The organism is Oscillibacter sp. GMB15532, assembly GCF_041020825.1.
In the GTDB taxonomy this organism is placed as follows: Bacteria; Bacillota; Clostridia; order Oscillospirales; family Oscillospiraceae; genus Oscillibacter.
The window spans coordinates 264,064-278,369 of sequence record NZ_JBEVTO010000001.1 but is presented as its reverse complement, the minus strand read 5'-3'; the positions used below and the strand labels follow the sequence as shown (position 1 = coordinate 278,369).

The 14,306-nt window shown below is 49.9% G+C and carries 8 protein-coding genes; 6 read left to right on the top strand and 2 right to left on the bottom strand.

Translation table 11 applies throughout. The annotated features are described in order from the left end of the window. Positions 1–163 precede the first annotated feature (163 nt). The gene (locus ABVS15_RS01290; RefSeq protein WP_369281982.1) at positions 164–889 is read left to right on the top strand and encodes a hypothetical protein; all 726 of its coding nucleotides are present in this window, start codon (positions 164–166) and stop codon (positions 887–889) included. Positions 890–1,142: 253 nt separating this feature from the next. On the opposite strand, the gene ABVS15_RS01285 is transcribed toward ABVS15_RS01290, so the two are convergent. Both ABVS15_RS01285 and ABVS15_RS01280 read right to left on the bottom strand, forming a co-directional pair. Continuing rightward, a complete protein-coding gene (locus ABVS15_RS01285; protein ID WP_369281981.1) occupies positions 1,143–2,000 on the bottom strand; it encodes a glycerophosphodiester phosphodiesterase in 858 nt (285 codons plus the stop codon). A 257-nt stretch (positions 2,001–2,257) separates the two neighbouring features. Further along, complete coding sequence (locus ABVS15_RS01280; protein ID WP_369281980.1) at positions 2,258–3,193, bottom strand: LysR family transcriptional regulator; 936 nt, start codon at positions 3,191–3,193, stop codon at positions 2,258–2,260. Between the two features lie 156 nt (positions 3,194–3,349). Here ABVS15_RS01280 and ABVS15_RS01275 point away from each other — a divergent pair, with 156 nt between their 5' ends. The 5 genes from ABVS15_RS01275 (at position 3,350) to ABVS15_RS01255 (ending at position 14,089) form a co-directional block, all read left to right on the top strand. After that, positions 3,350–4,501, top strand: coding sequence for a M20 family metallopeptidase (locus tag ABVS15_RS01275; protein WP_369281979.1), 1,152 nt, complete (start codon positions 3,350–3,352; stop codon positions 4,499–4,501). Beyond that, entirely contained in the window at positions 4,476–5,765 is a 1,290-nt protein-coding gene (locus ABVS15_RS01270) for an SLC13 family permease (protein ID WP_369281978.1), read from the top strand. The genes ABVS15_RS01275 and ABVS15_RS01270 overlap by 26 nt, the downstream gene beginning before the upstream one ends. A 19-nt stretch (positions 5,766–5,784) precedes the next feature. Next, entirely contained in the window at positions 5,785–6,645 is an 861-nt protein-coding gene (locus ABVS15_RS01265) for an oxaloacetate decarboxylase (protein WP_369281977.1), read from the top strand. A gap of 560 nt (positions 6,646–7,205) precedes the next feature. Beyond that, entirely contained in the window at positions 7,206–8,558 is a 1,353-nt protein-coding gene (locus tag ABVS15_RS01260; RefSeq protein ID WP_369281976.1) for a hemolysin family protein, read from the top strand. Positions 8,559–8,932: 374 nt separating this feature from the next. Next, positions 8,933–14,089, top strand: a complete 5,157-nt coding sequence (locus tag ABVS15_RS01255) for a DUF3783 domain-containing protein (protein ID WP_369281975.1) — start codon at positions 8,933–8,935, stop codon at positions 14,087–14,089. Positions 14,090–14,306 lie beyond the last annotated feature (217 nt).

Sequence of the window (14,306 nt, the reverse complement as noted above, 5' to 3'; positions counted from 1 at the left end):
ATAGAAATTTACGATTTAGATGCCTGTATCTATTACAGCATCGAATACGATTCTTGAGCGATTGGGGGTATTGCCGGGGGCCGATTTTTGGCATGGCTGGTTCTTACACCTGATCTTCCCCTAGCGAATGGGTGACTGATATTACAAGAATTGGAGAATAACTATGTTCTTACGGCGCGGCAAGGAAAAGAAGAATTCGCCCAATCCAGATGAGTTCTGGCTATCACAGGGCGATTTCCGAATCAGTGAAGCGCTACCCGAATTTGTTCGATACTATGGGATTCCCACGTTTTTCTACGAAAAAAACGTATCCGAGCAAGAGAAAAACGAAGAGAAATTTCGCCGGATTGTAGGCAATGCAATAAAATGCCTGCTCAAAGGAAATTCTTCCATGCTTCTGATTGAGGACAGGTCTCAGCGATCCGCCGGTTTGTGGACTGATGAAATGCCCAAGTTCAAAGAAATGGCGCTTTCGGAGGGCGGAACGCTGCTGGAGGCGCATGACAGTCTCTGTGGGCGATACCTGTTTACTTTTACGTTGATGCCGGATTTGTTTTTTGAAAAGATTTATCATCTGTTCAATGGTGACTGCCGCTATCAAAGTATCTATGTCACATATTCAGTCCTGGGAAAAAGCGTGCAGGAGGGCGCCGACTTGGCATCGTTCAAAAAAGCCACTCTTTTGAACATGTATATTGACAACGACCATCCGGTCCTTATCATTCAGGCTGCTCCGCAATACCCGCTGAAAAAAATAAGCGACGCGCTCTCTGCGGCTTGTCAATTGGAGGGATGGATTTTCCGCACACTATTCAGCAGTGAAGCGCAAACTGGTAATCCCGGAAGTGAGACGGGCAATCGTTGCAACAACTTGCGGAGCGATCAGTGAACTTCAAAACCCGCCAACAATTTTAAAGACTTCAGAAAACAGATAATCTGCTGCTATTTCAATTAAAAGGACGCGCCTTTCATCGCTTGAAAGGCGCGTCCTTTTATCTTTTATGGCGCGGTGCAAAACTATATATGAGGCGAGTGCCTCAAGTACCCCGCTGCAAGCAGCGTCAGCGACGAGAATCATACGCAAAGAAATGACAAGGTTCCTTAAAACCCATCAAGGCGCAGAGCATCCGGACACGTTGTCCTTATGACGCCTGAGCCGCAGGCTGCTTCTTAATAAAATAAGTTCTCTGAATTGCCAACGACGGATTGTCTGTAATGACGCCATCCACCCCTAAAGCAATGACCTTGTCCAGAATCTGCTTTGTATTGATGGTCCACACATAGATCTGTTTACCCGCAGAATGAGAAAGCTGCACCACCTCTGCATCCACACAGTTTGCGTTCAGACTGATAACATCGGCACACCGCAGCTCTAGAATACAGCTTTTAAAATTGCAGCCCACGTATGCTGTTCTGATTTCGGGGGCGTAGCTCTTCACTCGCTGAAGAATCCCGCAGTCGCTGGAGGCGACCAGGCATCGGTTCTGCATGTTTGTTTCCAAGATCAAATTGACGACTTCTTTTTCGTAGCCGTCTTCTTCACATGGCTTGAGTTCAATGTTCAGCATCATACTGCTGCTTTTCAGGAACTGAAATACCTCCTGAAGCGTTGGAATTGCTTCCTGAATAGACCAAGGCCCGAAGCCGCTCCTTACTTTTAGACTGCGAAGCTCATTATAGGTAACGTCACAGATTTCCCGATTCACTCCGGTAGTGCGCAGAAGGTTGCTGTCATGCATGGCGACTAAGACTCCGTCTGATGTCTGACGTACGTCCAACTCGACATAGTCTGCCCCTGCGTCTGCCGCCCCCCGAAAGGCGGCCATTGTATTTTCCGGAAAGCGGGAGGAGTCGCCCCGATGCGCCACAATTTTAACTTCGCAGTAATTAGCCTTTTGAGGGGGCTGATATAAGATGAATCCGCATAGCCAAACAGATAAAAAGGCTGCGGCAAAAAGACCTGCTCCCACTTTTCGGAGAACCCGCCGCTTCTTACTCATGTGTATGCCGCCTCCCGCCCTCTGCCGAATTTATAGTTCGGCTTTTAAGAAGCTTCTGCATATATGTAGGATTTATGCGGTATAGGTTCTTATGAAGTACCTGCCACCGCACTACGAAACGAGAAGAAAAGGGGAACCGGAGCGGTATATTGCCCAACGGAGCGGAAGGGCATCAGATATTGACACAAGCTTCAGTATTATAGTTTTCTTCGAACTTTTACTTGTGTCTGCTGCTTGGAATTTATTTTAAAAAATGATCAGCACTGACGGTAGTCATTATAATTGCTGCACACAAAATCAATAAATTCAATTAAGGGTTGGTTTAATTTCTTACCCTTTTTAAAAGCGATGATCAGTGGAAAGCCGAATTCTGGTTCGCCGATGGAAAAATAGAGGGGTGATTCACCCCCATCGAGGGAACGCTCAATACCGGATTCGGGCATAAATGTTAATCCAAGCCCAACCGCTGACATACTTAGTGCTGTGTTCATATTAGAAACATAGGTGATACGGGAGGGCATAACATCTCTCGATTTAAATATTTTTCGGGAGAGAAGGCCCAGTCGATATTTTTCCACCAAAAGAATAAATGCTTCGTTTCTGAGGGACCGCAGATCAATCATGGAGGAGTAGTATCTGTTGTTCACAAAATCATAGCTGCTTTTGGCAACCTCCGAACTGCGTGAAGCGACCAGTACAATTTTTTCATAGTTCAGCACCCGATATTCCAGTAACTGATTGTTCTGCGGACCGTTGACAACGCAGGCGTCGATCTGATCTGCAAGCACCAATGCTTCCAGATCCTGCGAGACGCCCTCTTTTATGACAACCTTGACATTGTGGTGCTTGTCCATAAATTCCGGAACAATTTTCGGTAGAAATACTGGGATACGCCATGGAACCACACCGATTTTTATTTCAGTGCATGTAGATTCCTTGTGCTTCCCGAGTTTGCTGAAAAACTTTGCTTTTAATGCTTCTGACTGCTCAATATATTGGACCATCAGAATGCCGGCTTCGGTCAGCTCCAAAGGCGCGTGGGAACGATCAAAAAGCTTTACGCCGAGCTGCTTTTCAAGATTGATGACATAGCGGCTGAGTGACGGCTGGGCGATAAACAGATTTTTGGCCGCCTTTGAAATGCTTTTTTGCCGTGCTATTTCCATTATATAATCAAACTTTATTTCATCCATATCATCACCCCGGCACATTATAACACTAGATGTTATAATGTGCATTACTTTTTCGGTCTTTGACTGAAAAAACCTGATATGCTAGCATCAATTTGTAGATAACTACAAAGGAAGGTGAAACGCGTTATGCAGGATATTAAACGTTCCATCCGGGAGATGCTGCCCGAGCTGATTGCAATCAGGCGGCAAATTCATCAGAATCCCGAATTAAGCAACCACGAAACTGCGACATCCAGGCTTGTTTTTGAGTTTCTCGAAAAATGCGGGCTGTCTCCGGAATACATTTTTGAAAATGTGGGGGTCACCGCATTGATCCGGGGCGGACAGCCCGGGAAGACCATTGCGTATCGGGCGGACATGGACGCATTGCCGCTTGATGAAAAAACCGGGCTGGATTTTACCTCCCAAAATCCAGGTTGTATGCACGCGTGCGGCCACGATATCCATACAACGGTTTTACTGGGCGCGGCAAAAGTACTGAGCCAAAATAAGAGCCGGCTGAAAGGCAATGTCCGTTTGATTTTTCAAGGCGGAGAGGAAAATTTTACTGGCGCGAAGCGGGCCATAACAAAAGGTGTCCTTTTAGATCCCCCGGTCAATTTTATTCTTGCCATGCATACCTGGCCCGATCTTCCTGCCGGTACCGTTGGTCTGAAAAAAGGCGCCATGATGGCATCCAGTTCGAATGTTTCCTTTGAAATCACCGGAAGCGGCGGTCACGCCGCCCACCCGCACCGGAGCATTGACCCGGTTTTGGTTTCTGCTTATACCATGACTGCCATTCAGTCTATTATTGCAAGAAATATCGCACCTGTCGATTCCGCAGTGATCACATTTGGAAAGCTGACTGCCGGAACCGCATCGAATGTCATCCCCAGCACTGCCCGGGCCGAGGGCACAGTGAGAACGCTCAGCGTAGAAACTGACCGTCGGATTGAGGAAAAGCTCAGGCTGATTGTTGAAAACCAGGCGGCCAGCTTTGGCGCCACGGGAGAACTGACGTTTCAAAAGGTGTGTGGTCCGGTCATCAACCATACCCCGGTAATCGAGGTGCTTGAACAATCGGGGAAGCAGTCAATAGGTAGCGAGAATTTGCGATGGCTTGAAACTCCGTCCATGGGAAGCGAGGACTTTTCCTTTTATCTTGAAAAGGTCCCCGGGGCGCTGATTCGACTGGGTACAGCCAATCAGGAGGAACAATCCAGGCTGCCGCTGCACAATTCCGGTATTTTATTTGACGAAAATAGCATTAAAACCGGTGTCCTGTTTATGGCCCAAGGGATTGTGGATCTACTTCTGCAGCTTTAATAAAGACATAAAAAGGAGAGAGAGTATGACAACACAGGCTATACTTGCATGCGTGGTTTTTGTTGCGGCAATCGTCCTCTTAATTTGGAAGCCAATCCATCCGATTTTAATTGGCGCGGCCATACCTACGGCACTGGCTCTTTTGGGAATTCTTGACGCCAAAACGGCATTTTCAGATTTTGCAAACACCACTGTGGTCTTCTTTATGAGCCTTTTGGTAATTGGCGCGGCTATTTTTAAGACCGGGCTGGCCGATTTTATTGGTGAAAAACTGATTGGCATTGTTGGGAAAAGCGAAACGGGGATCATTTTAAGCTCGGGGATCGTAGCGGCAAGCCTGTCGGCATTTCTCAACGATACCGGAACCACCGGGTGTCTCATTCCAATCGTCAGCTCATTAGCACAAAAAGCCAAGGTCCCACTTTCAAAAGTCCTGATGTCGGTCGCCTTTTTTGCTTCGCTGGGCGGGACGATCACACTGATTGGAACCACGCCGCATATTGTTGCCAACGGTCTTTTGGCTGATGCGGGAATTGCGGAATTTACCTTTTTTGAATTTGCAAAGTTTGGCATCCCTGTTACAATCGTCGGATTGATTTACATGGCAACCATCGGAAAAAAGCTGCTTCCGTCCAAAGAAATTTCAAATAGCAATGCAGCCGAGCTGGCCGAAAGAAGCCCCAAAAAAATGATTCTGGTTTTTGCAGTGTTTGTGTTTATTATCTACTGCATGGCGAGTGGGCTGTTGGCAATGCATCTGGCGGCGGCGTTGGGGGCCATTCTAGTCGTATTGTTTGGCTGTATCACGGTTGATGAAGCGGTCAAGTCGTTCAGCACCACCACGCTGTTTTTGGTTGCGGGGATTTTTCCCCTGAGCACTGCCCTGATTCAGACTGGAGCCGCACAGTTTATTATTGATATGCTTTCTCCAGTTTTAGCCGAAGCTTCTCCAGTATTTGTCTATGCCGCCGTCACGGGACTGACCATTGTGACCACCCAGTTTTTGATGAACACTTCTCTGACCGCAATTCTGGTGCCAATGGGAATTCTGGTTGCGCAGTCGGCGGGGATGGGCCCCAGAGGCGTGGTGATGGCGATTGCCGTAGCGGCATCTGCCGCATTCTGCACGCCCTTTGGCACGGGCCCCAATCTGCTGGTTTGGGAGGCCGGCGGATATGAGTTTAAGGACTATGCCAAGGTGGGCGCTCCGCTGGCTGTTATCTTCTGGATCATCACAACTGCCGCATGTATCATTTTTTATTAATTTTCGATAGGAGATAAAAATGGATAACAAAAAAAAATTGCGTGAAATCCTCGATCAAAACCAGTTTTTGATTGTCCCCGGAATTTATGATTGTATGTCCGCCAAAATGGCCGAAGAAACCGGCGCGAAAGCCCTCTTTTTGTCTGGCGGCGCACTGTCCATTGCGGGCTTGGGTCGGCCTGACATTGGGTTTTTGAATTTGACGGAGTTTATGAATGCAATTCAGCGCATTACGTCAACGGTTGATATTCCGCTGATTTCCGACGCGGATAACGGGTTTGGCAATGCGATTCACGTGGCAAACACAGCCCGTATGTTTGAAGCTCTAGGCGTGGCGGGAATGCAGGTGGATGATCAGATTTTGCCCCAGTCCGTTCCGACTACAAGCAAGGAAATGCTCAGCTGGGAGATGACCATTCCTAAAATTCAGGCGGTAAGAAAAAACGTCTCAAAGGACTTTGTGATAATTTTCCGCACCATTGCAAACATTGCAAAAAATGACTTAAGCGAGGCGGTCCGCAGAATCAACAGTGCCGGCGAGTACGGTGCGGATTATGCCTATGTGGACGGGCTTAAGTCCGCGGAAGAACTGGAGTACGTGGCCTCCAATGCAAAAATTAAGCTGTTGGTCAATATGAATGAAAAGGGTGCGGCTGCAAATCTTCCTATTGAGCAGATCAAGTCGCTGGGCTACCAGATTGGACTTTTCCCGGTTTCGGCAATGGCTGTGGCGGCAAAGTCAATGTATGATCTATTTGCCAATCTGTTTGCGCAGGAAAATACCCTGAAAGATCGCGAAAAGATGTTTAATCCCGTGGAGGTTTACAACATGATGGGGCTGAGCGCACTGACCGAAGAGTATATTAAGCTGTATCAATGAGCTGGACTTACGCAAAGTGGTAGTGAAAGGTTCCCCATCCATGCCGCGGTGCGAAGTGCCTGCAAGGAACCATCGGGGGAGGAATTCCCCGTAAAGAGCCTGAGGGGCCTGCCCGCCCTGGCCGAAAGGGAAATGCCAGAACCAAGAACAATGTCAGCACCAAATCTTCCGATACTTTTTGACGGACTTCCGGATAAAAAGGAACTTCGGGCCAAATTGGCCCGAAGTTTTTTTTCAAGGCTTGACATATTCCTCAAAATATCCTATGATTACATAAGAAAAGGGTAGGTGTACTTAACGTGAGTGAATCTTCAGATCCTGATTCAGAACCTCCGAATTGTCGAAGTACTGAATTAGTATTATTCAAAGGGCGTAAACAGATATTTCAATTTTTTATACACATAGCAGAGGGCAATTATATGTTGTCCTTTTTGCTGTGTGTTTTTTTGCTGCTATAAGAACAAACTTATATTATATTTTTCCCTAGTTAAGTGCTTACTCGAATTAAAATTCTAGAAATATGATGATATACATTAAATGTATTTCAGGAGGTAATAATTTTGAAAGACAATCCCTTGTTATGGCTATTTTTGCTACAACTTGTATTTATATGTCTTAATGCAATTTTTGCTTGTGCGGAAATTGCTGTGATCACGATGAATGATAACAAACTTGCGAAACTTACTGCTGCCGGAGATAAGCGGGCAATGCGGCTTACTAAACTTACCGAGCAGCCCGCAGGTTTTCTTGCTACAATTCAGGTCGGCATTACTTTGGTAAACCTTTTGAGCAGTGCCGTTGCTACGGAGAATTTTTCCGACCGGTTGGTAGCTTGGTTTATCAGCGTGGGGATTAACATCCCGTTATCTGTCGTTAATATTCTATCTGTGGCTATTATCACAGTCCTTCTAACCTACTTTACCGTGCTTCTTGGGGAATTGATTCCGAAGCGGCTTGCCATGAAAAAGGCAGAGCAAATCGCGCTGGGTATGTCAGGGCTTATCTACGCAGTTTCAAAGATATTTACTCCGGCCGTCTGGCTGTTTACCGTATCCACGAATGGACTCCTGCGGCTGCTTGGCGTTGACCCGAACAGTGAGGAAGATGAAAATGCGGAAGAAGAAATTCGCATGATTTTAGACGCAGGTAAGCAAAAAGGCACCATACAGCCCGATGAGCAAAGTATGATACAAAACATTTTTGAATTTGATGATATTTCTGCCGGGGAAATCATGACGCACCGCACGGAGGTTTCTCTGCTGTGGGTTGAAGAAACGGATGAACAGTGGGAACGCACCATTAACGAAAGCAGACACTCTATTTATCCTATTTGCGAAGATAATCCGGACCATATTATCGGTGTTTTATATACAAAAGACTACCTCAGGCTTAATAATAAGGCCCGTGAGCATGCAATGGAAAAAGCGGTGCAGTGCGCCTATTTTGTCCCGGAATCCGTGCGGGCAGATGTTTTGTTCCGTAACATGAAAAAATCCAGAAACCATTTTGCCGTTGTTGTTGATGAATATGGCGGAATGAGCGGAATTGTCACTATGAACGACCTGCTGGAACAATTGGTAGGTGACCTTGATGACGATATGTCTGAACCGCCGGAAGCGCCATTAATTGAGCGGATAGATTCAAAGACATGGCGTATTCAAGGAACAGCACCGCTAGATGAGGTAGCCAGGCAATTAGGCGTATTACTTCCTGATGAGGAACACGATACCTTTGGCGGCCTTGTCTTTGGCATCCTGGGAACGGTCCCGAATGACGGAAGTACACCGGAGCTTGAAGAGTATGGGTTAACGATAAAAGTGACGAAAATTCAAGACCGCAGATTGGACAGTGCAATCGTCTGTTTATCTGATGCAGAAAAAAATGACGCGAAACAGTTGGAAAAGGATTCGTAATAAAGATTATATAAGTATTGTTTGAGGGCCAAGGTGGCCCGAAGCTAATGGGGCCCCGTGTTTTAGTATCTTGAGCTTAGCTCATCCTATCACGGTTTATCTCCCGTACTCCGCTTTCCAGAGCGTTCATGCCGATGGCATGAACGCTCTTATTATATTTTCCAACGACTTTCTCGGAAATGAGGCTTATCTGGCAAGGGTGGGGATATATTCTACTACCTGTCCCACCAATCTCGATAATTGACTTCTCCACTCTTGGTACATTCGACAATTGACAAATTATGAAAACTATTGTATAAATTTAATTCCGTGGTTAGTATTACCTAACTGCGACTGAGGGGACGATGCGCCCAAGAGTTTAAGGAGGATATTTCATGGCCCAGAAGATGCACAGGCAAGGAATAAGCTTGCTGTTGGCGCTGGTGATGCTGCTTTCGCTGGCAGTACCCCCGGCGTTTGCGGCGCAGGCAGTGGTTTCCATCAAGGATACGGAGATCACCACACAGACAAACACCTTAACCGTGAATTTAACCCAAGTTCCGACAGCCGGACTTTTGCGTGTTTTTCAGTTAAATAGCAGCGCGCAATATACATCTGATTTGTTTACTGATACTGCATATATGCTGGCGCAGGGATTTATCACCACCATCAAGGTCGGCGATAATGAGCTGACGCTGTCCGCATCTCCCGTTGCGGGCAAAAAGATTGTTGCCGTTTTGCGGGATGGGAGCGGGGACAGTCCTGTGGATTACGTTTCCGAGCCGCTCATTGTTGGGGGAAGTCCCGTTGTCACAGACCCCAGCGCCATCCTTGCAAATTGCCGGGTCAGCCTGCAAAAAGATGGGTCGGAGCGAACGGAGCCCTTCCGGGAGGATGAGACTTCCGTGGATGTTAATGTCTTGCTGGACGAGACTGTTCAGCAGTGCGCCCTGACAATCTACGCCTATGCGGGCAACACCACCTTTAGTCCGGATGCGCCTTATAACAAGAGCCTGTGGTCGGGCATGGTAAAGGATGGCGATGAAGTTACCTGCGACTTTAACGTAAATAATCTGCCCCTGACTGTGGGGTATAAAATTATTGCCTGTCTAAACGTGCCGGTGGGAGAGGACAATTATCGTCCCATCAATTCTCAGGTGCTGCAGGTTGTTGATGGTTCCGGAAAGGGTTTTGAAGATTATACGTATCCCGATGTGACAATTGACGAGACGGAACTTTACGCGGGGGCTACCTCGCTGCACATCAGCCTGACCGGGGATGAGCGTCTGTTTCAGGCGGTGCGGGACGGGAAGACCAGCATCACTTGCGCGGTGGCCCAGTATCCCGCTGGAGACACCTTTGACTTTGAAAGCGGAGAGCAAATCTCTTTGAAAAACAATTTGCAGACGACTGAAGCCTTTAATGGAAAGGAAATTCAGCTCAACGAGCCGCTGCGTGAGGGCTATCGCGTCCGCGCCGTGGTTTATTGGGCGCAGAATCAGGAGCTGTTTTTGCCAAAGGGCAACGACTATGAGGCGGCCTTTAACCGCCCCGACGACTCGGTGCTGGTTTCTGCCGCACCCGATCAGGATACGTTGACGGTTGCGGTCAGCGGGCCCGTCGAAAGTGATGCGGAAAGCGTTTCCGTCACCGTCGGCGGCGCTGTGCCGGGCGGCTCGATTTTATTGCTGAAAAGTTATCCGGCGAGTGTAACGGAATTTGCTTCGGATTCCGGGGATGCTTACGGCACAAAAGTAAGTCCTGTGACAGGCGCAAATACCATCATCCCCAATACCGGAGTTTCCCTGACCGCCGGCAAGCAACTGGTGGCGTTTATTCTCAATGGCGGAGCGGCTGCTGCACAGTCCCGGCCGGTGACGGTGGAAGCCGTGCAGGATTTGACGGTTTCTCTGGTTGGCAAGCTGACGCCGGAGAGCACCCAGGCTGTGTTTCAGGTGACCGCGCGCAATAGCGGCGTCACAAACCTGAATGTGGTCAAGCTCTGCAAACTGGTTAACGGCGTGGCGAATACAGACACCCCCCTGCAAGCAAAGTACGGTCAAAGCCCGGGGGAAATTGCCTTTGATATCAATTCCGCAGCGCTGGCGGCGGGGGACCAGGTGTGCCTGGTCATTACGTACATGAACGGCAATAATACCTTTACCAGCAGCGCGTTTACCGTTGCGGCCGCGGCGCAGCCGGGGGCTCCAAGCGTGACCTTGCAGGATTCGGAAATTACGGCGGATACAACGAGCATTGCGGTATCGCTGGCAAACATTCCGTCTTCGGGGATTCTGCGGGTCATTCAGCTGGGTGCCAATGAAACATACGCAGGCGACAAACTCAACAATTATACAAGCCTGCATTTTGCCGTGCTGGGCAGTTTGGAGGAAGGAGAAAATACACTTGCACTTTCTCCCGCGCCTACGCCGGGTAAAAAAATCCTTGTTGTAATGCGGAACGGTGGCGTTAACCCCTCGGTGGATTACTTTTCCGATCCGATGATTGTTTTGGGGGAAGCTGTGGTTCCCGCACCCACCGCAAAAATTCTTGATACCAAGGTAACCGCAGGAATGACACACGTGAGTGCAGCCATGACGTTTGATACCTCAGTGGGCGCGGCTTCCTATACGCTGTATCAGTTTACCGGAAGTGTGCTGGACCCCCAGACCGCCACGGCACTGGTCAACGGAACACTCTCCATCAGCGCAGCCAACCGCACGCTTTATTTCGGAGCCGGAAGCTTAACGGCCGGAACCAATTTGCAGCTTGTGATCACGGCGGGCGGACAGCAGACATTGTCAAATATCGTGGCTGTTCAGCCCTCGCCAAACTGGGGAACGCCCTATGCGGCGTTTGAAGCCGCCGCAATCCCTTCCGATGCACAGACCATTCCGGTTACCATTGACTATTCAGACGAATATCTGACCATGGGCGACGACTTCTATTGCACAGCCACTGTCTATCAGTTCCCCGCAAATTACACGGACAGGGAATTTGAAGAGAATGAACTGTGGGAAAGTCCGAAAGCGACTGTGGTCGGTCAAGTCAGCAGCCGTTCCGGCGACACTGCCAAGGGCAAGGTGGAAATTCCGGTGCGGGAGGGGACGACGCTCATTCCCGGAAATCGGCTGATCGTCAAGCTCCGTCTGCCGCATACCGAATGGGCGGAAGAGGAAGTTGACTATTTCTCCGTTTCCGCGCCAATTGTCAGCGAGGGTACCACCATGGCGGGGCCGAAGGTTGCACTTTACAATTTGGGCGAGAATACCTCCCGTGGAATGCGGCTGAGAAGCATTTTGTCCGGCTTGGGCATTGAGGTGCTGGATGTTTCGGATGCCGAATTGAACCAGACTGTGGGCTATCTTGCGGGACTGGATGGATATGAAGCGGATAAGACACCGTATTCCGGCAGCGGTGTGGACACGGAGTTCATGCTGATATGCAATTTGTCTGATGCGCTGCTGGATCGCTTTTTGGCAGGGATGCAGGCGGACGGCCTTCGTATCGACCACAAAGCCGTGGTTACCGAATACAACCGCGAGATGCAATATCACGAGCTGATTGACGACATTGCTGAGGAGCATGAGGTGTTCCAGGCGCTGCTGGCGCTGGATGCGATGGTTGATCAGGCGCAGGCGCTGAGCGAAGCGGATTATGGCGCAAAGGAGCATTGGGCGGCGCTGCAGGAAGCCATCACCGCCGGTATTCAGGTTCTTAGCAGCTATGAACCCACGCTGGAAGCTCTGACGAATGCCAATGATGCACTTCGGGAGCAGTATCTCTTGATTACGGAGAGGACGGTTCTTACCGGCGCAGCGGTCATTTCCATTGAGAAATCCGAAGACGGCACCTATGTGATGACGGCACAGGTGAAGGGCGGAGAAGAAGGCACGCAATATCGCTATGCTTGGAGCACGGGAGCGGAAACGCAGTCGATTTCCGGTATTGCTCCTGGTAAGCTGATTGGCACCACGGTGACGATCACTGCCGATCAGAAATTTGGCTCCTTCAAGGCCCAACTGGAGGTGCCCAAGGCGCCCAAGGCGACGGTTCAATCCGGGCCCAACAGCTTGGAAGTTCGATGGGCAGCACCCGAAAACACGGACAACCGACCGATGCCCGACAGTTACGTCATTTCGCTCTATCAGGGGAAGACGCTGCTGAAAACACTGACTTCGGAAGCAGCGGCAACCTCCGCCACATTTGACGCGCTCTCCGAGCAAAGCGAATACACCATTACGATCAATGCAATGAGCCCCGTGGGTCAAAGCGACAGACTTACGCTTTCCGCAGCCACGACTAAAACTTCAAACGGCGGCGGAGGTTCCTCCGGTGGCGGCTCTTCCAGCGATTCTAAGTCCCCCTCCGGAAATACGACTACAAGTGAAAAGACAACCACCGTTGCCGTGACTGTAACACCCACCGTCTCCGGCACAACGGCCAACGTCACGGTAAGCAGTGCAACCGTCACCAGTGCGGTGAACAGTGCTTTGGCTGCGGCCCAGAAGAATTCCACCGCGCCTGCGGTGAAGCTAGAGGTAAATACCCCGTCCAAAGCCGACAGCCTGTCTGTTACAATTCCGGTAGACGCACTGGAAACGCTCGCCGGCCACAAGGATGCGGCGCTGACGATTACTTCCGGGGTTGCGCATGTGACTCTGGACAGGGATGCGCTGATGGCAGTTGCCCGTCAGGGCGGGACAGACGTGACCGTCTCCGTAAAGCCTGTGCCAATTTCCGAGTTGAACACGGATCAGCAAAAGGCAACAGGCGACAGCCGGGTATTTGACATTTCCATTGCCAACGGCAATGCCGCCGCAATCCATGATTTGGGCGGCGGGGCCGCGTCCGTAAGCATTCCGTATGCTCTGAAGGACGGTGAAACGGCTGCGGCGCTGACGGTCTACTACCTGACTGACAGCGGCAGCCTGACAGCATGCAAGACCTCCTACGACAGGACATCCGGCATGGTGACCTTTGTCACACCTCATTTTTCCAAGTACATGGTAGGCTACCGTACGGCGGCCGCATTCAATGATGTTTCCAGCGGCGCATACTACTATGATGCGGTGCAGTGGGCGGTGGAGCAGGGGATTACCGCCGGGAACTCTGCAAATACTTTCGCCCCGGGCCAGAGCTGCACTCGTGCGCAGATCGTCACATTCCTCTGGCGGGCCAATGGCTCTCCCACCCCCGCCACCATGGAAAATCCGTTTACGGATGTCAGTGAAGACGCCTATTACTACCATGCGGTCCTCTGGGCGGTAGAAAAAGGTATAACCAGCGGCTTCAGTGCGACCACATTCGCTCCGAATGCATTCAGCAATCGGGCACAGGTGGTGACGTTCCTCTGGCGCGCGGAGGGAAGTCCAGCGGTTTCCGGGACTGGCTTCTCAGATGTGAGTGCTGATGCCTACTATGCGCAGGCGGTGACTTGGGCAATAAATCAAGGCATTGCCTCCGGCCGCAGCAACGGCCAGTTTGTGCCCGGCGATCTCTGCACCAGGGCACAGGCCGTCACATTCCTTTATAGAACTATGGGCAACTAATTCAATCTGACGCGAATGGAGGGGAACCGATTTGGTTCCCCTCCACTTTGCATCCGGGGCAAGCTGTACTTCCAACGGGAAATCCTGCCGACTGCGCATTTACAGAGCCTTTGACAGGGACCCTCCCTGTACAGCCACCGTAATCGATTTGGTCAGTGCATCATTAGTCTCGCCGCTCTGACCAACTGCTCCGTTCCTACCGTCCGCACCATTCGTA